1 protein-coding gene is annotated in these 527 nt (G+C 67.4%); it reads left to right on the top strand.

Features of this window, described 5'->3' with window-relative positions:
• On the top strand, positions 1-336 hold a 336-nt coding region (gene arfB / locus AC1DWF_RS38350; protein ID WP_476843630.1), incomplete at its 5' end, for an alternative ribosome rescue aminoacyl-tRNA hydrolase ArfB.
• Between the last annotated feature and the right edge of the window lie 191 nt (positions 337-527).

The raw sequence follows: 527 nt of genomic DNA, 5'->3' as shown, positions 1-527 counted from the left end.
GTGCAGAAGGCATCGACGGCCGTTCACCTGCGGTTCGACGCCTTCGCCTCGACCGCCCTGTCCGACCGAATCAAGATGCGGCTGCGTGCCATCGCCGGCCAGCGGATGACCGACGCCGGTGAGATCCTCATCTTCGCCCAGCAGTACCGGTCCCAGATCCGGAACAGGGAAGACGCGCTCGACCGGCTGGCCGACCTCATCCGCGAGGCCGCTGCCCCGCCCCCGCCCATCCGCCGCAAGACCAAGCCCACCAAGGGCTCGCAGACGCGGCGGATGGACAGCAAGACGAAGCACGGCGCCACCAAGAAGCTGCGCTCCGGCCCGATCAGCGACTGATCCCGGCGCTTGCCCGCCAAAGCGGCGCACCGCAGATTGTTACGTAACGAACAATCTTCAGGAGAAACGTCATGCGCAAGCTATTGTTGGCAGCCGTCTTCGGATCGGCGCTGGTTACCCCGACCCTCGCCCAGGACCGCTTTCCGCTSATCCCGMCCGAGCAGCGCACGCCGGCGCAGCAGGCGCTGGCC

The sequence above is a fragment of the Aminobacter sp. P4_D5 genome (assembly GCF_056401815.1).
This window is presented reverse-complemented; position numbering and strand designations above follow the sequence as displayed.